Below are 22,908 nucleotides of genomic sequence, written 5' to 3' on the forward strand. Positions count from 1 at the left end.
TCGCGCGGCGCCGTGCTCGGAGAGCTGCGGCGCCTCCACCGGCGAGTCCATGGGCGGCCGACGATTGAGGTGGCTCACGAATCCGACGATGACGGTCGACGCACGTGGGCCGCCGAGGACGGTGGTCTGGCAGTCCGCCCAGTGAGCCCGGTGACCTGCTAGCGTGGCCGCCATGGGTCATCGGACCGAGGAGATCCTGCGGGTTGGAGGCATCGACGAGCTCATCGATCGTGGCTTGCTCGCGGACGAGGAGGGCGATCTGGATCTGGCCGAGCGGATCCTGGACGAGGCGGGCAAGCGCGCGGGTGAGAACCAGCCTCGCGTGCTCCACCTGGCGGGTCGTGTGGCCTGGGCCCACGGCGACATCGAGCGGGCCACGGGGTTCTTGCAGCAAGCGACCGATCAGAAGCCCGATCGCGCCGATGTCTACCTCGATTGCGCACGGTGTCTGCACCTGATGGGCGACGACGGGCTGGCGGAGGAGCAGGTTCGCGCCGCGCTGGCGTTGCCGCGGCTCGACGAGAGCACCGAGGGCGACGCGCGGGTGCTGCTGTCCCGGATCCGGCTGGAGGACGGCGATGCCGAGGAGGCGCTGGAGGTGCTCGAGGGCGTGTCCGCCGCCCTCAAGGAGCACGCGTTGTATCTGAGCGCGCTGGCCGACGTGCTCGTGGAGCTCGAGCGGACCAACGAGGCGCTGGTGCTGCTCGAGCGCGCCGTGGCGGCGGAGCCCGAGGATGCCGACTACCACTATCAGCGCGGGCTCACCCAGCAGGCGGCGGGGGACCTCGAGGGCGGAGCGACTTCGATGCTCAGGGTGCTGGCGCTCGAGACCAAGCTGCGCGGGACGACGGGGGCGCCGACCTTCCAGGAGATCCAGGTCCTACGGACGCAGCTCGAGGACGCGATGGAGGAGCTGCCCGATCCGATCATGGGGCTGGTGGCGAGCGCTCCGATCACGGTGCAGGCGGCAGCCACCGAGGAACAGGTGCGCGCGGGAGCCGATCCGCGGTCGCCGGTGTTCTTCGTGGGTCGACCCAAGCTCGAGGAGCGCGACGCGGAGCTGACCGGCATCGTGGTGGCGCGCGACGTATTGCTGGACGAGATCGACGACGAGGACGAGATCGCCGAGACCTTGCTGGTGGCGATGGTGGAGGAGATCACCGATTTCTTCGGGCGGGACGATCTGCTGTTCGCGGAGGCCTCGGCATGAGCGTTCACGTGCCCGATCGCGATACCGCGGCCCTGGTCTACGACTGGAACGCCAAGGATCGGCGGGGCCCCGTGCTGCGCAAGCGACCGCGCTTCGTCGACGAGACCATTCGCGATGGCTTGCAGTCGCCATCGGTGATCGACCCGACCATCGAGCAGAAGATGGAGCTCGTGCGCTTGATGGACCGGCTGGGGATCGACGTGGTCGACCTGGGCTTGCCGGGCGCGGGTGCGAGGGCGGTGGAGGACGTGGAGCGCCTGTGTCGCTTCATCATGGAGGAGAAGCTCTCGATCAAGCCCAATTGTGCGGCGCGGACGGTGGCGGCCGACATTCGGCCGGTGATCGAGATCTCGCAGCGGGTGGGGATGGCGATCGAGGTCACCGCGTTCATCGGCAGCAGCCCGATCCGGGCCTACGCCGAGGACTGGGACGTGGAGCGGCTGGAGCGGCTCACCCGCGAGGCGATGCGGCTGACGGTCGACAATGGCCTGCCGGCATCGTTCGTGACCGAGGACACCACGCGCAGCCACCCGCGGACGCTGGACCGTCTGTTTCGCGCGGCGATCGAGGAGGGCGCGACACGGCTGGTGCTGTGTGACACGTGTGGTCATGCCACGCCCGATGGGGTGCGCAACCTGCTGGCCTTCACCAAGGCGCTGCTTCGGGGGCTCGACATGGAGGAACGGGTGGAGCTGGACTGGCACGGTCACAACGACCGCGGTCACGCGCTGCCCCTGAGCCTGTTTGCGCTCGAGTGGGGGGTGGATCGGGTGCACGGCTGCGCGCTGGGGATCGGCGAGCGCGTGGGCAACGCCTCGATGGATCTACTGCTGCTCAACCTCTATCTGTTGGGGGAGCTCGACGAGGAGCGTCACGACCTGTCGTGCCTGGTGGAGTACGTGACCAAGACCAGCGAGTACACGGGGGTGCCGATTCACCCGAGCTATCCGCTGTCGGGGCGCGATGCGTTTCGCACGGCCACGGGGGTCCACGCGGCGGCGGTGATCAAGGCGGAGAACAAGGGCGATCTCGAGCTGGCCGACCGGGTGTACTCCTCGGTGCCCGCGCGGGTGTTCGGCCGGCATCAACAGATCGAGATCGGGCACTATAGCGGGCGATCCAACGTGGTGCACTGGCTGCGTACGCATGGTCTCGACGCGTCGGACGTGGTGGTCGATCGCGTGTTCGCGGCGGCCAAGCGGGGCAACCGGACGCTCGAGGAGCACGAGATCCGGGCGCTCGTTGCGGGGGGCTCGCTCGGGCACTGAGGCCGGGGGCTAGCTGCGGGGGGGCTGGGGCGTGACCTCCTCGCCAAGGTGGTGTCCGAGGTCCACCAGGTAGGTGGTTGCGGTCGCAGCGGGGTCCATGAACAGCCGCGCCATGAAACGGAACAGCGGGTTGTCGATGGTGCCGCGCTCGGTGAGCGTCAGCCGCGTGCCGCCATCGGTGGGCTGCAGCTCGAAGGTCCAGCTTCCGGTGAACGGCATGTCGGCGTCGCTGGTCATGAGCACGAGGCGGTGGGGGCGATCCTGCTCGACGACCTCGAGCGGAAGGGGTCCTTGCGGACCGATCTCCACGAAGCGGATGGGGTCGCCGGACTCGATCTCGACCGCGTCGACGTCGGTGCGCCAGCCCGGGGCCTGGTCGAAGCGCGTGATGACGTCCCAGACCTCGTCCGGCGTACGCGCATAGAGGGCCTGACGGGTCGCGACGTGGTTCGGCTCCATGGTGTACCCGAGGCCTGCCATCAGGACGACCAGGCCGACGACGGCGATGAAGGCCCACTGGGCCGCCTTGCGGAGCTTGTTCATGACGAGGGGACGACCGAGCGAGCGGGCGCGTCGACCATGGTACCAGCGGGTGGATTGGCGCGGATGACCTCCGGGTCGGTGGGAGGCGCCGCCGCGAGGCCGCTGGTGTAGAGTAGCGGGTCCATGGGGCAGCTCCTCCTCGTCCGTCACGGGCAGGAATCGTTGATGCGGACCAACTACGACGACCTCTCCGACCGGGGTCGTGAGCAGGCGACCGCGCTCGGCGAGTGCTTTGCGGACAACGGCTGGGAGTTCGACTTCGTCTACTCGGGTCCTGCGCTGCGACACCGCGACACGGCTCGCCGCGTGGGGCGAGCGATGGAGGCGGCGGGCCGTCGGTGGCCCGAGCCGATGGAGCTACCGGGGCTCGGCGAGCACGACGACCTGTCGCTGGTACGGGCCAGCGTGAGCTCGCTCGGCGACGACGCCGAGGTGGTTGGATTGCGCCGCGAGATGCTGGAGGTTCGCGATCGCGAGGAACGGTCGCTGCGATTCCAGCGACTGTTCGAGGCGGTGATGATCCGCTGGTTGCAAGGGAGCTTCGAGCCACGGGGAGTGGAGACCTGGCCGCAGTTTCGCGCGCGCGTGCTCAGCTGCGTCGAGGCCATGACCTCGCTGTGCGAGCCCAGCACGCGGATCCTGGCGTTCAGCTCGGTGGGCCCGGCGGCGGTGCTGCTGCAGCGTGCCTTGGGTACGGACGACGTGACGACGTTTCGCATGGCGTGGAAGCTGCGCAACTCTGCGATCACCAGCTTCCAGTTCGACGGGCGCGGGGCGCTGTCGCTCGAGGTGTTCAACGCGCTGCCGCACCTGCGAAACCCGGCCGACTGGACGCCGCGTTGAGAGCCACGCGAAAGGGGGCCGCCAAGAAAGCCAGCGAAGCGTGGCGGGAGGAAGTGGAGGGCCAGGCGGGAGTCGAACCCGCATCGTCCTGCTTAACAGGCAGGCGCTGAGCCGTTCAGCTACTGACCCATGATTGGGAGGGATTGGGAGGGATGGCGATCCCCCCGGGATTCGAACCCGGAGCCTGCGAGTTAAAAATTCGCCGCTCTCCCGAGTTGAGCTAGGGGACCTTGGGTGGCGATCCGGGAGGGAGTCGAACCCTCGACCTGCGGGGTAAGAAGCCGCCGCTCTAGCCAACTGAGCTACCGGACCGACGAGGAGTCACGATCCGATCGCCAAGCGCGATCGGATCGGTGGTGGAGCTGGGTGCCTCGGGGCGGGCTCGAACCGCCGCGATGCCCACGCCTTCAACGTGGCGCTCTACCAACTGAGCTACCGAGGCATGCGTTTGATCGGCCCGGCTGCGCGACGGAGCGCACCGGGCCGAACGAAGCGCTCGCGCCGGCGAAGTCGATGGAGAACGGGACGGTCGAGCACGGTGCCAGGGGCGGGATTCGAACCCGCGTGTGACGCTTGATGAGAGCGCTGCCTCGACCGCTCGACCACCCTGGCAGGGGTCATGACGGGCAGCGGGGGCATGCGCTCGTCGTGAACGAGCGCGCGAACGAGGGCGCGGCTGGGGACGGGGCTTGGGCTGTGGTGGTGTCTCATCGTCGTGAATCCGGGTCGAGCCATGCGCGCGAGCTCGATGCGCCACATGCAGTGGTGCAGTGTCGAAGCGGCGCTGACACGGCGAAGCGAGCGGTCGATGAACGGTCCGTGTGCCCTGCGGGGCGAGCACGGCATGCTCGTTCGACGCGAGTCGTCGAGTCGCGGGTGATGGCGATCGTTCGAGCCCTCGCGGTGCTCGCCAAGAAGAAGTGGGCTTACACCGACGAAACGCTCAACACGCGCCGAAATTGCGACCATCGTTGGCCGCAAACGACCCCATGACGACCGACATGGTCATCGCGAGGTTCTTGGTCGTGGTGCGTTTCATGACGTAGTCCCATCACGCCACGAAGGCGTGCTTGGACGGTGTAGTCGATGGATGCGCTCGGGTCAAGAGACTCGATCGAGAAAAGATCGAGCTCGGGCCGCGCACCGAGCTGGTTCTCTCGTCGGCTTTCTCGTCGGGTCGCTCGTCGGCACGCTCACCGGCAGGCGCGTTCGAACGCCGCGAGCGCGCCGTCGATCGCCGCGTCGTCGGCCGCCATCGACAGTCGCAGGTGGCCCGGGACTCCGAAGGCCGTGCCCGGTACGACGATCGTGCGCTCGGCCAGCAAGCGCTCGGTCAAGACCACGTCGCCGCCTTGCTCGTCGCGCAGCGCCGCCGGCAGGCCGGGAAACAGGAAGAAGCCGGCCTTGGGGGGCAGAACGTCGAACCCGAGGGCGATGAGGCCATCGGCCATGCGTCGGCACCGTCGAGCGTAGACCTCCACGTCGACGCGCCCATCGGGTTGCCCGAGCACGCGAGGCAGTGCGCGCTGCATCAGGGCGGGAGCGTTGACGAAGCCGAGCACGCGGTTGCAGAACGCGAATGCACGCGTCAGCAGCTCGTGGCCCGCCGCGCGAGGCGAGAGCACGATGTAGCCGATCCGCTCGCCGGCCAGCCCCAGATCCTTGGAGTGGCTGGTGAGGTGGATGGTGTGGTCGTAGCGCGACATCATCGAGGCCACGGGGCTGCCGTCGTGGGTGAGGTCGCGGTAGGGGCTGTCCTCGATGATGAAGATCGGTCGCTCGCGGTCCCGCTCGAGGCGGCGCAGGGCGTCGGCGAGGCGGTCGAGGTTCTCGCCCACGTAGACGGCACCGCTGGGGTTGTTGGGGGAGTTCAGCAGCACGATTCGCGTGCGCTCGCCGATGCGGGAGACGATCGCGTCGACGTCGAGGGCAAAGCTCGCGGTGGAGGGAGCGGGGACGAGCACGGCGCCCACGTTGGTGCAGTAGTGCTCGTACTCGGAGAAGTACGGCACGGGGACGAGGAGCTCGTCGCCAGGGTTCATCATCGCGCGCAGCACGACGTTGAGACCGCCCGCGGCGCCCACGGTCATGGTCACCAGGGGGCCGGTGATGGGCAGACCGAAGCGCACCTGCTCACGCCCGGCGATGAACTCGCGGACGTCGGCATAGCCCGCGTTGGTCATGTAGCGGTGCATGCCGGGGGTGGGGTCGTCGAGCAGGTCGTGGAGGGCGCGAGTCCAGCGCGCGGGGGGCTCGAGGCTCGGGTTGCCGAGCGAGAGATCGTGGACGGGACCGCCCCCGGCTCGTCGCAGCGCGGCTCCTTGCTCGAACATTCGCCGCGTCCATGACTCGCGGGCGCCGAGCAGGGTCTCGGCCACGCCGCGCGAAAGCAGGTCCCTTCCGTCGTCCACGACGTGCACGATAACAATCTGCACCGGGGATCCTCGGGCACGCATGGGGCGCGCCTCGGTTCGGCCCGCGGGGGGCTCGTGGCGGCCGATTGGGCAAGTTGCCCAGGGATTGCGGGCGGAGCCCGCGGAGGGGGAATCGGCGCGTGCGATCGCTTGGGCAAGTTGCCCGATGAGGTGGGCGCTCGTATGTCCACGTGCGGGGTCGTAGGCTGGCGGCGATGGGGATGATCGGGCGAGGGCGGGCGATCGTGATCGGGTGGCTGGGGCTGTGCCTCGGCACGGGCTGTGCGGTGGGGTTCGAGGATCCGGAGCAGGGGCCGGGGCCGATGCCCGGGGGGACGGGTCCCGGCTCGGGCGACGTGGGCTCGGGCGATGCGGGCTCGGGGGACGAGACCGGCGGCACCGATGGTGAGACCGACGGGATCGGTGGGCTCGACGAGTCGGGTGATGCGGGGGACGAGACCGCAGGGGACGAGGACGGCCCCGGGGACCCGGTGTGCGGGGACGGAATGGTGGAGGGCACCGAGCAGTGCGACGACGGAGCGGCCAACGGCCCGGCCGGCAATTGCACTCCGCTGTGCACGTTGCCTGCGTGTGGCGATGGCTTCACGCAGGCCTCGGAGGAGTGCGACGACGGCAACGCGGCCAACGACGACGCGTGCCTGAACGATTGCACGGTGGCCACCTGTGGCGATGGCGTGGTGTGGCAGGGCGTGGAGCTGTGCGACGACGGCAACACCAGCAACAACGACGCATGCACCAACGATTGCACCCTGGCCAGCTGCGGCGACGGTGTGGTGCAGGCACCCGAGCAGTGCGACGACGGCAACGCGAGCAACGCCGATGGGTGCCTCTCCACGTGCGTGCCGGCCAGCTGCGGCGACGGCTTCTTGCGGACGGGGGTCGAGCAGTGCGACGACGGCAACATGAGCAACGCCGACGGCTGCGTCGCGAATTGCCAGCTGGCCACGTGTGGTGATGGCTACGTGTGGACGGGGGTCGAGCAGTGCGACGCCGGTGGCGACCCCAACGTCTACAGCTGCAGCGCTCAGTGCATGGATCAGCAGGTCTGGTATCAGTGGAGCTTCTTCCAGAACAGCCTGCCCAACCCGATGGCGTGTGCCGACTTCACCACGTGGCGTAGCGCGCTGGCCGACGACCACACGTCGATCCACATCGCGGGGACCTACAACATGGGGGGCCGCACGTGCACCGGGCCGGGCGCGACGCAGCTCTGCAATGCGCTGCGCAACGGCACCGCGACGACGGTCAACTGCGGCGGGCACACGTGGCACGTGGGCGATTGCGTGGGGACGATGGAGGTCACCGTGGACGGCACGGTGTGCAATTGCGCGAGCCCGGGCTGGGCGCTGCGCCCGTGCGTGCCCTACGTGGACTGGGGCGGGGTGGCGACGAGCACGTGCTCGGGGCCGACGCAGGAGATCTACATCGAGTGTGGGTTCGACTGAGCTGGTGAGCCGGTGGCTGGTGGGCACGCGGTGGACGCCGCTCGCGGACGAGAATGAACCCTTGAAAGCTCGGCCCGGGCCCGAGATGCTCGGGGCATGCGAATCCGTGCGCCGTTGGCTTGCACGCTGCTGTGCGGCTGCATGCTCGATGCTCGCGTGATCACCGAAGCCGACACCGACGGCAGTGCGTCCGGAGGCGGTGAGTCCAATGGCAGCGCGTCGGCCTCGTCCGCGGGGGCCGAGCCCGGCGGACCCGAGGGGTGCGCCACCGGATCGGCGACTGCCTTGGCCCGCTGCGTGGATGCCGATGCGATTGCCGCAGACGTGAGCTTCATCGCCGACGTTCGCACGCCCGGCTCGCCGCACTGGCTCGCGGTGCAGGAGCTGTGCGCCGACCGCTTGACCATGCTCGGCTTCGACGTGGAGCTGCAGGAGTTCACGGGCGGTACCAACGTCATCGGTCGGCTGCCGGGAGCCGCTGCCTCCAACGAGGTCGTGCTGGTGGGTGCTCACTACGATCACATCGATGGTTGTCTGGGCGCCGACGACAACGGCACGGGAGTGGCGGGGGTGCTCGAGCTCGCACGTGTGCTGGCGAGCGCTCCCTCGCGCCCTCGCACGCTCGCCGTGGCGTGCTGGGACCAGGAAGAGCTGGGCCTGCTGGGCTCCATCGCCTGGGTGGGCACCGGGCAGGTGCCGGGAGAGACGGTGGTCGTCTACTTCAACTACGACATGATCGGCATGGCGAGCGACTCGCCCGGCTCGCAGGCGATCCCTCCGGGGTTCGACGGCCTGTTCCCCACCCAGTACGCGCAGGTCGAGGCCAATGGGTTCCGCGGCGACTTCGTCCTGGTCGCGGCCGACGAGCTGGCCCTCGCGCCCGCGCAGGCCTACGAGGCGCACGCAGCCACGCTGGGCCTGCCGTCGATCTCCGCGGTGCTCGACGCGGAGGCGAAGAACAGCGCGCTCTTCATCGACCTGCGCCGGTCCGATCACGCGCCGTTCTGGGCCGTCGACATCCCGGCGATCTTCCTCACCGACACGGGGGAGCTCCGCAACGAGCGCTATCACTGCTGGGGCGGCCAGGATGATGTGGCGTCGCTCGACTTCGGGTTCAGCGGCCAGGTGGTGGCCGCCACGGTGGGGGCCGCGGCGGAGTCGCTCGGAGTGGGGCGGTGAGTCGGGCGGTGAGTCGGGCGTGGGTAGTGCTTCGTTGCTCTTGAAGCGCTCGATCTCGACCGAGAGTCGACGTGCGCACGACATCGCGCCTCAGGCCGTGCGCGATTGTCGCAAGTCGCGCTCGGGCCATCGGATGGGCGGCCCCAGGTCGCTTGGCGCGTAGGACGCTTGGCGCGCCTCCCTGTCCCCGCCCTCGACCCGACGTGCTGGGATCCTGCGCTATGCTCCGCCGCCGAACGACGCGCGTCGCCCCGCCGGCGGAGCGCTCGAATCTCGCACCCGCACCGAAGTCTCTGGACGTCCTGGGCGTCCGGCTTCCACCGGCCACCGACGATGGACCGCGACCTCGCTCTCAGCAGCTACAACCTTCCCTTCCTCGAGTCGCTCTACGAGCAGTTCCTGGCGGATCCCCTCTCGGTCGAGCCCAAGTGGCGCGACCTGTTGCGCCAGCTCGAAGCCACGGGCCCCTCGCCGTCGAGCGCAACGCTGGCTGCGTCCGCGCGGGCGGCGTCCGACGCCGCGCAGGCCGAGCAGATCGACCTGCAAAATCGCGTCGACAAGCTGATCGCCAACTACCGCCTGCTCGGTGACTACGCGGCCGACATCGATCCGCTGGGCCGCGCGCGCCCGACCCAGCCGGCGCTGGAGCTCTCCTTCTATGGGCTCGACGAGCGCCACCTTCAGCGCCGCTTCAGCGCGGGCGATCTGTTCCCGGGCGCCGGTCCGGTTCCCCTCGAGGAGATCCTCGGCCGGCTCCGCCGCACGTACTGCCGCAAGATCGGGGTCGAGTACTGGGGCATCAACAGCGTGGAGCAGCGCCGCTGGCTGCGCGAGCGCATGGAGGCGGTGGAGAACGAGGTGCGGCCGTCGGTCGAGGAGCAGACGCGGCTGCTGCACTCGCTGGTCCGCGTCGACAACGTCGACAAGTTCCTCCACACCAAGTTCATCGGGGCCAAGCGCTTCTCGATCGCAGGGGCCGAGAGCGTGATCGCGCTGCTCGAGACGCTCGTGGAGGAAGCGGGCGAGCTCGGGGTCGAGTCGGTGATCATGGGCATGGCCCACCGCGGTCGGCTCAATGTGATGATGAACGTGATGGGCCAGACTCCGGCCCAGATCTTCTCGCGCTTCGCCGGCGGCGACCCGCTCGAGAACCTGGGGCGCGGCGACGTCAAGTATCACCTGGGCAGCCACCGGACCCACACCACGCACCGCGGCAAGCAGATGTACCTGGCGCTCGGCTTCAACCCGAGCCACCTCGAGGCGATCACCCCGGTGATGAGCGGCCGCGTGCGTGCGGGCCAGGACCTGATGGGCGACCATGAGCGCTCGCGCATGCTGCTGGTGTCGATCCACGGCGACGCGGCGGTGATGGGGCAGGGCGTCTACGCCGAGACCCTGAACCTGGCGTCGCTGAAGGGCTACGGCATCGGCGGCACGATTCGGGTGGTGATCAACAACCAGGTGGGCTTCACCACCAACCCGATCGACTCGCGCTCCACCGTGTACTGCACGGCGGTGGCCGACATGCTCCACGTGCCGGTGTTCCACGTCAACGGCGACGACCCGGAGGCGGCGGCCCACGTGGCCAAGCTGGCGGTGGCGTTCCGCCAGGCGTTCCACACCGACGTGATCATCGACCTGGTGTGCTACCGCCGCTTCGGCCACAACGAGGGCGACGAGCCCACGTTCACGCAGCCGTCGATGTATCAGCAGATCAAGCGGCAGTCGTCGGTGCGGGAGCTGTACGAGCAGGTGCTGCTCGATCGAGGCACCGTGACCAGGGCGCAGGTCGAGCAGATGGACGACGAGTCTCGCGCCGAGTTCGAGGCGGCGCTCGACGAGGTGCGTCGCTCGGGATTCTCGACCGCGCCGCCGCCGATGCACGGGGTGTGGGAGCGCTACCGCGGGGGCCCCGATGCGGAGGTGCCCGAGGTGGAGACCAAGGTGTCGCAGCAGACGCTCGAGGCCATCACCGCGCACATCACCACGGTGCCGGAGGGCTTTTCCCTGCACCCCAAGCTCGGTCGGTTCCTCGACGAGCTGCGCCAGATGGGGCAGGGCGAGGCGCCGGTGAGCTGGGCGTTCGCCGAGCACATGGCCTACGGCTCGCTCGTGCTCGAGGGGGCCTCCGTGCGGCTGTCGGGGCAGGACGCGATGCGCGGGACCTTCACCCATCGACACGTGGGCTGGATCGACCACGAGGACGAGCAGCGCTACCTGCCGCTGGCGACGCTGCCCGGGGCCAAGGGGGGCTTCGAGGTGCTCAACAGCCCGCTCTCCGAGTTCGCGGTGCTGGGCTTCGAGTTCGGCTACAGCCTCGCGGCACCCGAGTGCCTGGTGATCTGGGAGGCGCAGTTCGGCGATTTCTGCAACGGTGCGCAGGTCATCATCGACCAGTTCATCTCCTCGTCCGAGGACAAGTGGAACCGCATCAGCGGCCTCACGATGTTCTTGCCGCACGGCTACGAGGGGCAGGGGCCGGAGCACTCGAGCGCTCGGCTCGAGCGCTTCTTGCAGCTGTGCGCCGAGGACAACATGCAGGTGTGCAACTTCAGCACGCCCGCGCAGATGTTCCATGCGCTGCGGCGGCAGATCGTCCGCAAGTGGCGCAAGCCGCTGGTGATCATGACGCCCAAGAGCCTGCTGCGCACGCGGGCCTCGTTCTCGCCGCTGTCGGAGCTCTACGAGGGCAGCTTCCGCCGGATGATCGACGACGACGCGGTGGACCCGAAGAAGGTGCGGCGCGTGATGCTGTGCACGGGCAAGGTCTACTACGACCTGGTGGAGGCCCGGCAGACGCGCGAGCGCGACGACGTGGCGATCGTGCGCGTGGAGCAGCTCTATCCCTTCCCCGCCGACGGCCTCGCACGGGCGCTGGTGCGCTACGAGGGAGCCAAGGAGCTCTACTGGGTGCAGGAGGAGCCCCGGAACATGGGGGCGTGGACCTTCGTGCGCTCGCGGCTGGAGGCTCTCCTTGGTGCCTCGGGGGCGGGCGACCGCTGGCAGCCCCCGCGCTTCGTGGGGCGAGAGGCGAGCGCCAGCCCGGCCACGGGGTCGGCAGCGAGTCACAAGTTCGAGCAAGATCGGATCATGGACGAGGCCTTCGACGGCCTACCCTAGGGCTCCGCAGCGAAGCGGCCCGCAGCACGACGAGAAGCGACGACAATGGCCATCGAGATTCGCGTACCGCAGATGGGAGAGTCGGTCACCGAAGGGGTGATCGCCAGCTGGCTCAAGAAGGTGGGCGAGACCGTCGCCGCCGACGAGCCCGTGGTGGAGGTCGAGACCGACAAGATCACGGTGGAGGTGCCCGCGCCCGCGGCCGGGGTCCTGGTTCGCCAGAGCGCCGCGGTGGGGGACACCGTGGCGGTGGGGGACGTGCTCGGGGTGATCGATCCGGCCGCCGGGGCCGGGGAGGCCGCGCCACTGAGCGAGGAACCGCAGGGCGAGGAACCGAAGGGCGAGGCTTCGAAGGCCGCGGCTGCATCGGCAGGGGCTCCAGGGGGGCACCCGATGCCGTCGGCGCGTGCCGAGGCGGCGCGTCAGGGCGTCGACCTCTCGGGCGTGCAGGGCTCGGGCCGCGGCGGTCGGATCCTCAAGGAGGACGTGCAGAGGGCCGCGAGCACGCAGGCCGCCGCTGCGCCTCCGCCCACCAAGCCGACCCCGCCCGCGGCGGTCGCCACCCCGGTGCCCGCGCCGCGCCCCCGCCCGAGCGGGGCTCGCTCCGAGGAGCGCAAGTCGATGACGCCGATCCGGCGCCGCGTGGCCGAGCGCCTGGTGCAGTCGCAGCAGGGCACCGCCACGCTCACCACCTTCAACGAGGTCGACATGTCGGCCGTGATCGAGCTGCGCAAGCGCTACAAGGACGAGTTCGTCAAGCGCCACGGCATCAAGCTCGGGTTCATGTCGTTCTTCGTGAAGGCGGCCTGCGAGGCGCTGCGCGAGTTCCCGCCGGTCAACGCCGAGATCGACGGCGACGACGTGATCTACAAGCACTACTACGACATCGGCGTGGCGGTCGGCGGCGGCAAGGGGCTGGTGGTCCCGATCATCCGCGATGCGGATCAGCGCGGCTTTGCCGACATCGAGGCCACCATCGCCGACTTCGGCAAGCGGGCGCAGGCCAACAAGCTGACGCTCGACGAGCTGCAGGGCGGCACCTTCACCGTGAGCAACGGCGGGGTCTATGGCTCGATGCTGAGCACCCCGATCCTCAACCCGCCGCAGACCGGGATCCTGGGGCTCCACAACATCGTGGAGCGTCCGGTGGCGGTCGACGGGAAGGTGGAGATCCGGCCGATCATGTACGTGGCGCTCAGCTACGATCACCGGCTGATCGACGGGCGCGAGGCGGTGCAGTTCCTCGTGCGCATCAAGCAGCTCATCGAGCATCCCGAGCGGCTGCTGCTCGACGTCTAGCCCCTGGTCTTCGCGCCCCGTTCACCTCTCGACCAAGCAGGACGACACCATGAGCACCTCCTACGATCTCATCGTCATCGGCGCGGGCCCCGGGGGCTACGTGGCCGCGATCCGGGCCGCGCAGCTGGGCATGAAGGTGGCGTGCGTGGACGAGAACACCGCGCTCGGGGGTACCTGCCTGCGGGTGGGCTGCATCCCCAGCAAGGCGTTGCTGGAGTCGAGCGAGCGCTACTACGAGGCTCGCAAGGGGGCGCTGTCCGAGCACGGGATCTCGGTGGGGGAGGTGACGCTCGACCTTCCGGCCCTGCTCGCGCGCAAGGACAAGGTGGTCTCGCAGCTGACCTCGGGGGTGGCCTTCTTGTTCAAGAAGAACGGAGTCACACCGCACCACGGCCGCGGACGGCTCGTGGGCGAGGGCAAGGTCGAGGTGACGTCGGCGGAGGGCAGCAAGGAGGTGCTGACGGCCAAGCACGTGCTCATCGCGACCGGCTCGGTGCCCGCCACGATTCCCGGGGTGGTGCTCGACGGCGATCGCATCGGCACCTCGACCGAGGCGCTCTCGTTCCCGCAGGTGCCCGAGCACCTGGTGGTGATCGGCGCGGGCTACATCGGCCTGGAGATGGGCTCGGTGTGGGCGCGGCTGGGCTCCAAGGTCACGGTGCTCGAGTACATGAGCGAGTTCCTGCCCGCCATCGACACGGAGATCGCCAAGCTGGCCCACCGGGCGTTCACCAAGCAAGGGCTCCAGATCCAGCTCGGGGTGCGGGTGACCGGGGCCAGGGTCGAGGGCGACCGCGTGACGGTGACGTACGAGGAGGGCGGCGACCAGAGGCCGAACCTGGGGCCGAACCAGAGGACGGTAGAGGGCGATCGCGTGCTCGTGGCCACCGGCCGCCGCCCCAACACCGAGGGCCTGGGCGCGAGCGAGCTGGGGGTGAAGCTCGACCGGCGCGGCTTCATCGAGGTCGACGATCACTACCGGACCGCGGTGCCCGGCGTGTGGGCGATCGGCGACGTGATCCCGGGACCCATGCTCGCGCACAAGGCCGAGGAAGAGGGCGTGGCGGCCGTGGAGCACATGGCGGGGCTGCCCGGTCACGTCAACTACGACGCGATTCCCGGGATCATCTACACGCACCCCGAGGTCGCGGGCGTGGGCAAGACCGAGCAGCAGCTACGGGCCGACGGCGTGCCGTACAAGAAGGGCACGTTCCCGTTCTCGGCCAACGGTCGCGCCAAGGCGATGGCGGAGACCGACGGCATGGTGAAGATCCTGGCGCATGCGGAGACGGACCGGATCCTGGGCTTTCACGTGATCGGACCGCACGCCAGCGACCTGGCGGCCGAGGGCGCGGTGGCGGTGGAGTTCTCGGCCAGCGCCGAGGACCTCGCCCGCAGCGTGCACGCGCACCCGACCCTCTCCGAGGTGGTCAAGGAAGCCGCGCTCGCCGTGGGCGGGCGCGTGATCCACATGTGATCGACGAACTACGTTCTGCTCGGAGCAGGCCCCGACCGCACTGGCGTCGTTCCCTGTACCATGATCGAGCCGTGGTTGGCCGCGTTGCACTCGGGCTCTTCGCCTCGCTGCCGCTGAGCCTCCCATGTGCATGCTCGCGGGATCCAAGCGATGCCCACGAGGCCGTCGAGGCCAAGGCGGTCGCGAAGCAAGCCCCATCGCCTGCTGCGGCCGCGCTCCCCGAGCTCCCCACGGTCGACGTCGCGTTCCTCCGCCGCCACATCGTCGCGCTCTCCGACGACGCCATGCAGGGTCGTCGGCCGGGCACGGAGGGCGGGGCCAAGGCGGTCGCATACATCATCGAGCAGCTGGAGTCGCTGGGCGTCGAGCCGGCGGGGGAGGGCGGCGGCTTCACCCAGGCGGTGCCGATGCGCGCGGTGACCCTCGATTCCTCGCGCTCGTCGATCTCGCTGCGCCCGGGCCCCAGGGCCGAGCTGCAGCCGCTGCGCCTGGGTGAGGACGTGGTGGCCAGCAGCCTGGGCCCCGCCACGACCACGCAGCTCGAGGCGCCGCTGGTGTTCGTGGGCTACGGCGTGACCGCCCCCGAGCACGACTGGGACGACTTCGACGGTGTGGACCTGCGGGGCAAGATCGCGGTGGTGCTGGTGGGCGACCCGCCGCTGCCCGACGACCGCTTCGATGGCCCGGCCATGACGTACTACGGCCGCTGGTCCTACAAGTACGAGCGTGCGCTGGAGGCCGGCGCGGTCGGCTGCCTGGTCGTGCACGAGACGGCGCCGGCGTCCTACGACTGGAACGTGGTGCGCAGCAGCTGGTCGGGCGAGCGCTACGATCTGCGCTCGCCCGCGGGCGAGCCCCCGGCGCGGCTGGCCATCCAGGGCTGGATCCACGCCGAGCTGGCCGAGCGCCTCGCTGCGCTCGACGGCCGCGAGCTCGCGGGTTGGCACGAGCTGGCGCTGCGGCCCGACTTCGTGCCGCTGTCGCTGTCGGCCGAGCTCGTGGTCGAGCTGGTGACCACCGAGCGCAGCGTCACCGACGTCAACGTGCTGGGCCGGATCCCCGGCCGCACTCGCCCGGACGAGCACGTGGTGCTCACGGCCCACTGGGATCACCTGGGCGTGGATCCCAGGGCGGTTGGAGGCGCAGATGCGATCTTCAACGGCGCGGTCGACAACGCGAGCGGGATCGCGGGCATGCTGGGAGTGGCCGCGATCCTGCAATCGCACGTCCGCGACGGGCGAGGCCCCGATCGAAGCGTCCTCTTGTTGGCCACCACGGCCGAGGAGCAGGGCCTGCTGGGCAGCCGTGCCTTCGTCGAGCGGGGAGGGGATCGGGTGCCGCTGTCATCGATCGTGGCCGCGAGCAACCTCGACAGCATGAACGTACACGGGCGCACCACCACGATCGCGGTGACGGGCAAGGGCAAGTCCACGCTCGAGGACGTGCTGGCCGAGGTCGCGGCGGCCCAGGGGCGCACGCTGGTCGGAGATCCAACGCCCGAGGCGGGCGCCTACTATCGCTCGGATCACTTCAGCTTCGCCAAGGCGGGGATCCCTGCGATCGACTTCGGCGGCGGCCCGACCATGGAGGAGGGCGGCGTGGCCGCGGGAGAGGCGTTGGCCCACGAGCTGGCGGAGCGCTATCACACCGTGGCCGACGAATACGACCCAACGTGGCCATTGACGGGCGCGCTGCAGGACGTGGAGACGATGGCCGAGCTGGTGCTGCGCGTGGCCGATGCTGAACAAAGGCCCCGCTGGCGGCTGTTCTTGGTGATCCCCTTGGGGGGCGTGGCCTGGCGGCGCCGCAGGGCCCGTCGTCAGGTGTCGCGTGACGGGGCGGCGACATGGCGGGTCACGGGCCAAGCGGGTGAGTCGCGGGACTGGTAGAGTGGAGGACCTATGACGCATCGGGTGCGCCCCAAGGGCTCGGCCAACCGCACGGTCGCGGGAGCACGCCGCACGGTGGCTGGGCGCAGCTCGGCCCCGCTGGTCACCCTCGATGATCGCCCGTTGGCGCTGGCGTTCAGCCGCGACGGCAAGCGCGTGTTGGTCACCCTGCCCTACGAGATCGCGATCGTGGGGGCCGGTCCGCTCGAGGTCGAGCGCTCCATTCCGCTCAAGAGCGCACGTCCGAACGTGTTCGAAGGCGACGAGGGCGTGCTGTGGATCGGCGGGCAGCACCTCTATCGCAGCACGATCTTCGGGACGGCGGCCACCAAGGTGGGCTCCAAGCTCGGCGGCGTGGTCGAGCGCGTGTGCCTCATCCGCTCGCGGCTGCTGTGCGGGGTGGGAGCGCAGGGCGAGGTGCTGTGGGACGTGGGCAAGGAAGAGGTGGTCCACCGCCGCAAGGCGTCCGAGCATGCGGTGCTGGGCCTGGTGCCCACGCCCGACGGTCGCGTGGTGTGGGCGGGTGGAGAGTCGCACGCGTGGGTGATCGATCCAGATCACCCCTCGGGCTACACCAAGCTCAAGCTCAAGCAGTCGAGCGCGGCCGAGGTCCCGGCCGAGGCGATCGTGGCCCTTGGTCTGACCCCCGACGGCGGTTGTGTGCTCGCGGCGCGCGACGGTGCGGTGGGGTGGACCAACCGTGGCCTGCGCCTCGTCGGCGAGCGTCACCCCCAGGGCGGGGGCAAGCCGCTGGCGGTGGCTTGCGATGCACAGCACGTGTACGTGCTGCGTCCGGCCGGAGTGCTCCAGCGGTTTCTGCTCGCACCTCCCAAGCCCGAGCCGGCCGAGATCAAGAAGGGGGCCGCGGCGGCCAAGAAGGGCAAGATCGACGTGAAGGTCGAGTCCGAGCCCGAGCCCGAGCTCGCCGAGCAGTGTCGCCTTCGCCGGCTGGCCTCGTGCCTCGCAATCGGCGAAGACGGTCAGCTGGTGCTCGCGGGGCCCCATGCCGACGATCAGCTCGGCCGGCTGTGGCGCGAGGACCCCTCGGCCCTCGCGTGGGAGCCGCTGTCCCTGGGTCAGCGCACCCTGGTCGAGCCCGAGCCGCCGTCCGAGCCCGAGGCCGCCAAGGCTCCGAGCTTCGTGGCCACGCGCAGCAAGGTGAGCGGCGAGCCGCTCACCACGATCAAGGTCGACGACGTGCTCGCGGGCAAGGCGGGGCTGTGGATCACCCGTCCCTCGGGCACGCTGCTGGAGCGACCGGTGCAGCGCGCCGCCGAGGGCGAGGTGATGCCCGGCGACGCGGTGCTGCTGCCGGCGATGGTGCGACTGCACGAGGGCACGGCCCGCCCGGCGCTGCTGTTGTGGCCCGGCGTGGCCGACGACGAGCGCGAGGTTGCGCCGCCGCAGTGGCTGACGTGGGGTGACGAGCCGCGCGGCTGGATGCCGCTGCGCACGCCGGAGATCCGCGCGCAGGGCTGGTCGCGACGCGACGTGTTCCCGCTGCAGATCGCCCTGCCTCGACCGGTGCCCGCGCTGGCCGGTCGTCGTTCGCCGCTGCCCGAGCGGTGGGTCGACGCCGAGCTCTTCGCCGCGCTCGGCAAGGAGTGCAAGAAGCTGCTCAAGGTACTGTGGTAGCGGCGGCCGCCGCGTCGCCGCCGTGCTGGTCGCCGCCTACTCGCTGCGGCGTCCTGCACGCGGTTGTGCTTCGGCGCGTCGCGATGATATCTTGGCAGGGATGGACGCGTGCCGACGCGTTGCTGCTGCGGTCGTCTTCCTGCTGTGGGCCATCGTCGGCGTCCCGACATCCCAGGCCGCCGAGGGGCCCTCCGATTCGGCAATTCGTGGAAGCGGCGCCGGTCCGCTCTCGTTGCGCAAGGAACGAGGCCCGAAGCCGTGTCAGCCGGAGGCCAGCGCGCCTTCCGGCGGCGGTGACGATCCGGTGTTTCACACCTGCGTTGCCCTCATCGGTTCCGTCTTCGACATGGCCGCTCGTGCGGCCGAGCGCCCCTCGTTCGTGCAGCGCCGTGGACCGCGGTCCACCGGGCCGCTGGCGGGACGGCCTCGGGGTCCTCCTACGGTGGCGTGATCCTCGGTGGCCCTCGCTGGAGGGCTGCCGGCTCACGCGGGAAGGCGACGCAGACCTCGGTGCTGCGCTCGCATGCACCGTGGTCGGGGTTGCGTCGACGAAGCCAAGCCAACGCGAGACGCCGGGCTCGACCGTGCGTCGGAGGTCGTCCATCGATGAGGAAGAAGCCAGGGAGTCCCGTCCTCGAGGTGACGGGAGACGCCACAATTCGTCACGAGCACGGGATCGATACCCGACTCGCCCGGGACATTCGTCATCGGGTGCGCACCCTCGAGTGCGAGGCGACGATCGAGACGCCGCAGGGGAAGGTCGCCGATGCGAGGAGCCTCCTGCACCTGTTGCTGCTCGGGGTCGCGGTGGGTGAGACCGTGGTCGTTCGGTGCCGCGGGCCGGAGGCGGTCATCGCTCGGGAGGCCATCGTGGCGCTCGTGGAGGGGCGCTCGTAGTGGCGCGCCGCTCACTCGGGCCCGCCGCTCACTCGGGCACGTCCACCCGCCGCCACTTCACGCGCGTCTGGTTGAAGTGCCCCTTGACGCTGGGGTCCTGCTCCAACGCCTGCACGGCCCCGCCGCGGGCATGGGCGCGGCTGCCCACCACGTGGCGCCCTGGCGCAGGGTTGCGCCAGCGAAAGTCGAACACCGACCATGCGTGCTCGAAGCTCTCGGGTGGCATGTCTTCGCCGAAGTACTCCCCGGGCGCGTGCAGCTGCGCCTGGTGCCAGGTCTTGCCGCCGTCGGTGGTGATCTCCACGCGATCGATCGGCTCGCTGCCGCCCCAGGCCCAGCCGGTGAGACGCCAGCCCCCGTCGATCCGCTGACAGCGCGTGACCATCGACTTGAGCCCGATCCACCGCGCCTGCACCCGCACCCAGCGGCCGTTGCGACGCTCCTTGTTGGTGAACACCAGGCGATTGTGAATGCCCATGTGCGGGGCGGTCTTGCCCTCGATGTGCCCCAGCCACTTGACGTGCGACATCGAGTAGATGCCAGGGACCACCATGCGCAGCGGGAAGCCGCGCGGTCGCGGGAGCGGCTCGCCGTTCATCTCGAGCGCGAGCAGGGCGCGGGCCTGGGTGAGCTCCGGCAGCGAGAGCCCGTAGTGGTAGCCGCGGCGGACGACCGGGATGGGATCCAGACCATGGAAGGCGAAGTGGGTGGCTGGACCCGGACCTCCGCAGGCTTCGAGCACGGTGGCCAACGACGGGCCGGTCCAGCGTGCCTGCCCGACCAACCCGGCCGATCCCATGAGGTGGTTGCCGTTGCCGGCGCACTCCATCACCAGCACGCGCTCCTCCTGGGGCAGCGCTCGCAGCTCGTCGAGGGTGAAGCTGCGCGGGCTGGCGACCCCGCTGACCTCCAGGCGGTAGGTCTGCGGATCCACGCGCGGGTGTCGGTGACGGTCGCGGCGGAAGTAGCCCTCCACCGGAGACAGCGGCCCCGACATCGTTGCGAGCGGCTGCTCCACCATGCTCACGAACCGGAACACGAAGCGGTGGAGCGTGCGGCCCAACCAGCGCGCCAGGCCCTCGAGGGGCTCGAGCGTCAGCTCCTCTGGCGGGTGTACGAGCGCCACCGATCGAGGGGCGAGGGCGTCGGGGTTGGTGGCCGAGTCTGACATCGGGGTTCGCGCCGCGGGGAGGCCGAGAACGGCGATGGCGGGGACGCTAGCCGACCCGCGGGCCGCTCCACAATGGCTCGGCTCACGGCCTGGACCGAGTTCTTGGCTCGGCAACTCCGATCGCACCACCGCGGGGACTCGATTTTCGAGGGTCGAGTCCGCGCGTGGGGCAGACCGTCGTCAGCGGCTCGGACGTGCTTGGTCTGGGGCGTGGGAGCGTGTAGCGTCTCCCGGCCGCAAGGAGACTCACGTGCACGTGCGATCGATCCTCACCGGAATCTTCCCCCTACTGCTCGGCGGCGTCCTCGTGACCGCTTGTGACAACAAGGACCAGCCCAAGGCCGATGACAAGAAGGCCGAGGTCAAGGCCGACGAGAAGAAGGCCGAAGCCAAGGCCGACGAGGTCAAGGCCGACGAGGCCAAGGCCGACGCTGGCGAGCCGGCCGCCGATGGCAACGCCGATGCGGATGCAGGAGCCGACGGCGCCTCGTCGGTGGGTGACGACGGCGGCGATGCGGCCGAGGGTGGCGATGCCGCGGCCGAGGGAGGCGATGCCGCCGCGGCCGAGGGAGGCGATGCCGCTGCCGACGGCGGCGACGAGAAGGCCGACGACGGCAAGAAGGCCGACGGCAAGAAGGCCGAGCCGAAGAAGGCCGAGCCCAAGAAGGACGCCAAGGCGGCCGAGCCTGCCTCGAAGGTCGACGCCAAGGACGTCTTCTCCAAGAAGTGCAAGAGCTGTCACGGTGCGACCGGCAAGGCCGACACCAAGCTCGGCGAGAAGCACAAGATCGAGGACTGGACCGTGGCCGGCTGGAAGTCCAAGTGGTCGGTGGCCAAGATCGAGGACATCGTGACCAACGGCAAGGCCAACACCAAGATGAAGCCGTTCAAGGACAAGCTCACGCCCGAGGAGATCAAGGCCGTGGCCAAGTACAGCCACGGCCTGGGCAAGTAGCCGACTCGCCCGACTCGGCCCACACGACGAAGCCGCCGGCCCGCGCTGGGCTCGGCGGCTTCGCTGCGCTCGAGGTCGGACGGACGATCAGCCCTTGTTCTCGATCGAGGCCAGCGCGTAGGTGATCTCGGTCTGGTCTTCGCCCTCGCCCTCGCCCGACTTGGTGTTGGGGTGCTCGATCACCTTGGCGTAGATGCCGGGCTTGTCGACGATCATCCACACCGTGAGGTGGTTGCCGAAGTAGCCGGTGATCTCCGCCACCACGCACTCGAACGAGCCGGCGGGGACCTGCACTGCCTCCTTGCGCAGGATCGTGGTCTCGTTCTGCTCGACCCAGAAGAACGGGCTGAGCTTGCCCCACGGGTGCCCCTGCGGCTGCATCACCGCGGGCACGTTCTTCTGGCTCTCCTTGTACTCGAGGATCTTGACGTCGAGGTCGTCGTGACCCGCGATCTCGCCGTGGAGGGTGTCCTGCACCGGCTTGCCCTTGGCGTTGGTCCCGCTCATCTCCCAGGCCAGCACGGTGCCGATCACGAGCGAGGTCTTGACCCCGTCGAAGGTCCAGGGGTGCTCGACCACCCCTTCCTTGGCCTTCTTGGCGGCCTCGGCGGCCTTGGCGGCCTCGGCTTCCTTGGCCTTCTTTTCGTCCTCGGCCTTCTTGTCGGATTGTTCGAGGGCCTCGGCCATCGACGGCTCCTTCTTGCCGTCGCAGGCGAGGGTGAGGGTCAAGGTCACCACCGACACCAGGCCGGTGAGCTGCCGAGCACGTAGCGGAGCAGACATTTCGATCCTCCTTGGTCCCTTCGAAGGGGCGTCGAGCGGGCGCGAACATAGCACGGGATCGGCGCCCCGCGTTCGGTTTCGGGCCGATGCACTTTTTCGGATTCCGTCGCAATCGATCCCCTGGGGCCGGGTACGACCACGAACGAGATGGCTGGGACCACGCCGAACAAGCAAGACGCCCTCCGGGACCTCACCGACGCCGAGCTGACCACGCTGGCTGCGGGCCACACGCCCCTTGGGTCCATGGCCTTTGGCGAGCTGGTTCGCCGCCATCAGGGCAAGATCCGCGCGCTGCTGCTGCGGCTGACCCGAGGCAATCGCACCTTGTGCGACGATCTCACCCAGGAGACGTTCCTGCGCGCCTACCGAGGGCTGTCGGGCTTCGAGGGGCGCGCCCGCTTCACCACCTGGGTGCATCGCATCGCCTACTTCGTGTACCTCAACCATCGCAACCGAGTGCGTCAGCCGGCCGCTCTGCCCGACGAGTTCGAGCTGACGACCCCCGCGCCGGAGGACGAGCTGAGCGCCAACCGGGCCGACCTGCGACGCGACCTGGGCCTTCTGGTCGGGGGTCTGCCCGCCAGCTACCGCGAGGTCGTGGTGATGCACTTCATGCGTCACGTGCCGTACCGCGACATCGCCGAGGCGCTCGACATGCCGCTGGGTACGGTCAAGACGCAGCTCCATCGCGCAAAGCTGATGATGCGCGAGCAGCTGGTCAGCCTGGGGGACGCGCCGGCCCATCAGGCGGCCGCCTAG

At 69.7% G+C, this 22,908-nt stretch carries 18 protein-coding genes and 5 tRNA genes; 13 read left to right on the plus strand and 10 right to left on the minus strand.

The window, feature by feature from the left end; genetic code table 11:
* The first annotated feature begins 172 nt into the window (after window positions 1-172).
* Both OEB96_RS24340 and OEB96_RS24345 read left to right on the plus strand, forming a co-directional pair.
* Window positions 173-1,210, plus strand: a complete 1,038-nt coding sequence (locus OEB96_RS24340) for a tetratricopeptide repeat protein (RefSeq protein ID WP_266219108.1) — start codon at window positions 173-175, stop codon at window positions 1,208-1,210.
* Window positions 1,207-2,478: a LeuA family protein gene (locus OEB96_RS24345; RefSeq protein ID WP_266219109.1), complete on the plus strand. Its 1,272-nt coding sequence runs from the start codon at window positions 1,207-1,209 to the stop codon at window positions 2,476-2,478. The genes OEB96_RS24340 and OEB96_RS24345 overlap by 4 nt, the downstream gene beginning before the upstream one ends.
* 9 nt (window positions 2,479-2,487) lie before the next feature.
* Here OEB96_RS24345 and OEB96_RS24350 read toward each other — a convergent pair whose 3' ends face one another.
* Window positions 2,488-3,021 (minus strand): SRPBCC family protein, encoded by a 534-nt coding sequence (locus OEB96_RS24350; RefSeq protein WP_266219110.1) that lies wholly within the window; start codon window positions 3,019-3,021, stop codon window positions 2,488-2,490.
* Window positions 3,018-3,146 carry a hypothetical protein gene (locus OEB96_RS24355; protein WP_266219111.1) on the minus strand — a complete coding sequence of 43 codons (129 nt, stop codon included), beginning with the start codon at window positions 3,144-3,146 and terminating at the stop codon, window positions 3,018-3,020. The genes OEB96_RS24350 and OEB96_RS24355 overlap by 4 nt, the downstream gene beginning before the upstream one ends.
* On the opposite strand from OEB96_RS24355, the gene OEB96_RS24360 reads away from it, so the two are divergent.
* Window positions 3,145-3,864, plus strand: a complete 720-nt coding sequence (locus OEB96_RS24360) for a histidine phosphatase family protein (protein ID WP_266219112.1) — start codon at window positions 3,145-3,147, stop codon at window positions 3,862-3,864. The genes OEB96_RS24355 and OEB96_RS24360 overlap by 2 nt on opposite strands.
* Before the next feature lie 54 nt (window positions 3,865-3,918).
* Here OEB96_RS24360 and OEB96_RS24365 read toward each other — a convergent pair.
* The 6 genes from OEB96_RS24365 to OEB96_RS24390 form a co-directional block, all read right to left on the minus strand.
* Window positions 3,919-3,993: transfer RNA gene (locus OEB96_RS24365), tRNA-Asn, on the minus strand.
* A gap of 24 nt (window positions 3,994-4,017) precedes the next feature.
* Window positions 4,018-4,094 (minus strand) — tRNA-Lys (locus tag OEB96_RS24370).
* A 5-nt stretch (window positions 4,095-4,099) separates the two neighbouring features.
* A tRNA-Lys gene (locus OEB96_RS24375) sits at window positions 4,100-4,176 on the minus strand.
* A 55-nt stretch (window positions 4,177-4,231) separates the two neighbouring features.
* A tRNA-Phe gene (locus tag OEB96_RS24380) sits at window positions 4,232-4,306 on the minus strand.
* A 97-nt stretch (window positions 4,307-4,403) separates the two neighbouring features.
* Window positions 4,404-4,476, minus strand: a tRNA-Met gene (locus OEB96_RS24385).
* Window positions 4,477-5,057: 581 nt separating this feature from the next.
* Window positions 5,058-6,275 (minus strand): pyridoxal phosphate-dependent aminotransferase, encoded by a 1,218-nt coding sequence (locus OEB96_RS24390; protein WP_266219113.1) that lies wholly within the window; start codon window positions 6,273-6,275, stop codon window positions 5,058-5,060.
* A gap of 218 nt (window positions 6,276-6,493) precedes the next feature.
* On the opposite strand from OEB96_RS24390, the gene OEB96_RS24395 reads away from it, so the two are divergent.
* The 8 genes from OEB96_RS24395 (at window position 6,494) to OEB96_RS24430 (ending at window position 19,240) form a co-directional block, all read left to right on the plus strand.
* Window positions 6,494-7,744 (plus strand): DUF4215 domain-containing protein, encoded by a 1,251-nt coding sequence (locus OEB96_RS24395; RefSeq protein WP_266219114.1) that lies wholly within the window; start codon window positions 6,494-6,496, stop codon window positions 7,742-7,744.
* 96 nt (window positions 7,745-7,840) lie between these two features.
* Complete coding sequence (locus OEB96_RS24400) at window positions 7,841-8,923, plus strand: M28 family metallopeptidase (RefSeq protein WP_266219115.1); 1,083 nt, start codon at window positions 7,841-7,843, stop codon at window positions 8,921-8,923.
* A gap of 333 nt (window positions 8,924-9,256) precedes the next feature.
* Window positions 9,257-12,043, plus strand: a complete 2,787-nt coding sequence (locus tag OEB96_RS24405; RefSeq protein ID WP_266219116.1) for a 2-oxoglutarate dehydrogenase E1 component — start codon at window positions 9,257-9,259, stop codon at window positions 12,041-12,043.
* 45 nt (window positions 12,044-12,088) lie between these two features.
* Window positions 12,089-13,342 (plus strand): 2-oxoglutarate dehydrogenase complex dihydrolipoyllysine-residue succinyltransferase, encoded by a 1,254-nt coding sequence (gene odhB / locus OEB96_RS24410; RefSeq protein ID WP_266219117.1) that lies wholly within the window; start codon window positions 12,089-12,091, stop codon window positions 13,340-13,342.
* Window positions 13,343-13,391: 49 nt separating this feature from the next.
* Entirely contained in the window at window positions 13,392-14,819 is a 1,428-nt protein-coding gene (gene lpdA / locus OEB96_RS24415; RefSeq protein WP_266219118.1) for a dihydrolipoyl dehydrogenase, read from the plus strand.
* Between the two features lie 71 nt (window positions 14,820-14,890).
* Window positions 14,891-16,708, plus strand: coding sequence for a M28 family peptidase (locus OEB96_RS24420; protein ID WP_266219119.1), 1,818 nt, complete (start codon window positions 14,891-14,893; stop codon window positions 16,706-16,708).
* A 12-nt stretch (window positions 16,709-16,720) separates the two neighbouring features.
* Window positions 16,721-18,343 (plus strand): hypothetical protein, encoded by a 1,623-nt coding sequence (locus tag OEB96_RS24425; RefSeq protein WP_266219120.1) that lies wholly within the window; start codon window positions 16,721-16,723, stop codon window positions 18,341-18,343.
* Between the two features lie 606 nt (window positions 18,344-18,949).
* The gene (locus OEB96_RS24430) at window positions 18,950-19,240 is read left to right on the plus strand and encodes an HPr family phosphocarrier protein (protein ID WP_266219121.1); all 291 of its coding nucleotides are present in this window, start codon (window positions 18,950-18,952) and stop codon (window positions 19,238-19,240) included.
* Window positions 19,241-19,268: 28 nt separating this feature from the next.
* Here OEB96_RS24430 and OEB96_RS24435 read toward each other — a convergent pair whose 3' ends face one another.
* A complete protein-coding gene (locus OEB96_RS24435) occupies window positions 19,269-20,411 on the minus strand; it encodes a molybdopterin-dependent oxidoreductase (RefSeq protein ID WP_266219122.1) in 1,143 nt (380 codons plus the stop codon).
* 256 nt (window positions 20,412-20,667) lie between these two features.
* Here OEB96_RS24435 and OEB96_RS24440 point away from each other — a divergent pair, with 256 nt between their 5' ends.
* On the plus strand, window positions 20,668-21,366 hold the full coding sequence (locus OEB96_RS24440; protein WP_266219123.1) for a c-type cytochrome: 699 nt from the start codon (window positions 20,668-20,670) through the stop codon (window positions 21,364-21,366).
* 87 nt (window positions 21,367-21,453) lie between these two features.
* Here OEB96_RS24440 and OEB96_RS24445 read toward each other — a convergent pair whose 3' ends face one another.
* Window positions 21,454-22,149: a hypothetical protein gene (locus OEB96_RS24445; protein ID WP_266219124.1), complete on the minus strand. Its 696-nt coding sequence runs from the start codon at window positions 22,147-22,149 to the stop codon at window positions 21,454-21,456.
* 147 nt (window positions 22,150-22,296) lie between these two features.
* On the opposite strand from OEB96_RS24445, the gene OEB96_RS24450 reads away from it, so the two are divergent.
* Complete coding sequence (locus tag OEB96_RS24450; RefSeq protein WP_266219125.1) at window positions 22,297-22,908, plus strand: RNA polymerase sigma factor; 612 nt, start codon at window positions 22,297-22,299, stop codon at window positions 22,906-22,908.

This window comes from Paraliomyxa miuraensis, from assembly GCF_026337845.1.
In the GTDB taxonomy this organism is placed as follows: Bacteria; Myxococcota_A; Polyangia; order Nannocystales; family Nannocystaceae; genus Paraliomyxa; species Paraliomyxa miuraensis.

Bases quoted from the DNA above. Each gene is read 5' to 3' on its own strand.
- OEB96_RS24345 (WP_266219109.1), top strand. From the start codon at position 1,207: ATGAGCGTTCACGTGCCCGATCGCGATACCGCGGCCCTGGTCTACGAC.
- OEB96_RS24360 (WP_266219112.1), top strand. From the start codon at position 3,145: ATGGGGCAGCTCCTCCTCGTCCGTCACGGGCAGGAATCGTTGATGCGG.
- odhB (WP_266219117.1), top strand. From the start codon at position 12,089: ATGGCCATCGAGATTCGCGTACCGCAGATGGGAGAGTCGGTCACCGAA.
- OEB96_RS24450 (WP_266219125.1), top strand. From the start codon at position 22,297: ATGGCTGGGACCACGCCGAACAAGCAAGACGCCCTCCGGGACCTCACC.
- OEB96_RS24435 (WP_266219122.1), bottom strand. From the start codon at position 20,411: ATGTCAGACTCGGCCACCAACCCCGACGCCCTCGCCCCTCGATCGGTG.
- OEB96_RS24425 (WP_266219120.1), top strand. From the start codon at position 16,721: ATGACGCATCGGGTGCGCCCCAAGGGCTCGGCCAACCGCACGGTCGCG.
- OEB96_RS24350 (WP_266219110.1), bottom strand. From the start codon at position 3,021: ATGAACAAGCTCCGCAAGGCGGCCCAGTGGGCCTTCATCGCCGTCGTC.
- OEB96_RS24400 (WP_266219115.1), top strand. From the start codon at position 7,841: ATGCGAATCCGTGCGCCGTTGGCTTGCACGCTGCTGTGCGGCTGCATG.
- OEB96_RS24340 (WP_266219108.1), top strand. From the start codon at position 173: ATGGGTCATCGGACCGAGGAGATCCTGCGGGTTGGAGGCATCGACGAG.
- OEB96_RS24355 (WP_266219111.1), bottom strand. From the start codon at position 3,146: ATGGACCCGCTACTCTACACCAGCGGCCTCGCGGCGGCGCCTCCCACC.
- OEB96_RS24405 (WP_266219116.1), top strand. From the start codon at position 9,257: ATGGACCGCGACCTCGCTCTCAGCAGCTACAACCTTCCCTTCCTCGAG.
- OEB96_RS24445 (WP_266219124.1), bottom strand. From the start codon at position 22,149: ATGTCTGCTCCGCTACGTGCTCGGCAGCTCACCGGCCTGGTGTCGGTG.
- lpdA (WP_266219118.1), top strand. From the start codon at position 13,392: ATGAGCACCTCCTACGATCTCATCGTCATCGGCGCGGGCCCCGGGGGC.
- OEB96_RS24395 (WP_266219114.1), top strand. From the start codon at position 6,494: ATGGGGATGATCGGGCGAGGGCGGGCGATCGTGATCGGGTGGCTGGGG.
- OEB96_RS24430 (WP_266219121.1), top strand. From the start codon at position 18,950: ATGAGGAAGAAGCCAGGGAGTCCCGTCCTCGAGGTGACGGGAGACGCC.